Source organism: Arthrobacter sp. SIMBA_036, assembly GCF_046535135.1.
GTDB lineage: Bacteria > Actinomycetota > Actinomycetes > Actinomycetales > Micrococcaceae > Arthrobacter.
Genome location: NZ_JAWRXG010000044.1, coordinates 1 through 542, shown reverse-complemented (window position 1 = coordinate 542; position 542 = coordinate 1). Strand labels below are relative to the sequence as shown.

The window sequence follows — 542 nt, the reverse complement described above, 5'->3', positions numbered from 1 at the left end:
GAAGACCCGGAATGGACCCGCCGCTACCACTCCCTGGACATCGCCGAGAAAGCCTTCGGCGGCACGGTGGAAATCACCCTCACGGACGGCACCGTCATCACCGATGAGATCGCCGTCGCCGATGCCCACCCGCTCGGCGCCCGGCCCTTCGCCCGCGAGCAATACATCACCAAGTTCCGCACCCTCGCCGCCGGGCTCGTCGAGGACGCCGAAATCGAACGGTTCCTCGCCGCCGTCGAACGCCTCCCCGAACTCGGCGCCGGTGAACTGGACCAACTCAACATCACCGCCGCTCCCGGCGTCATCAACCTCGACGCAGCACCGAAGGGACTGTTCTAAATGCTGTACTCCAACGTCACACCCGAGCAGAAGCGGGTGAAACTGCGGGAACTGCTGGCCTCCGGGACCATCGCCCAGTTCCCGGGTGCGTTCAACCCGCTCTCCGCCCGTTTGATTGAGGAAAAGGGCTTCGCCGGGGTCTACATCTCCGGCGCGGTCCTGGCCAACGATCTCGGCCTGCCCGACATCGGCCTGACCACCCT

General features: G+C 65.7%; 2 pseudogenes. Both read left to right on the top strand.

The features are described from left to right. A pseudogene (locus SB659_RS19060) lies at positions 1-339 on the top strand (MmgE/PrpD family protein); the annotation flags it as partial. Beyond that, positions 340-542 (top strand): annotated as a pseudogene (locus SB659_RS19055) (methylisocitrate lyase); the annotation flags it as partial.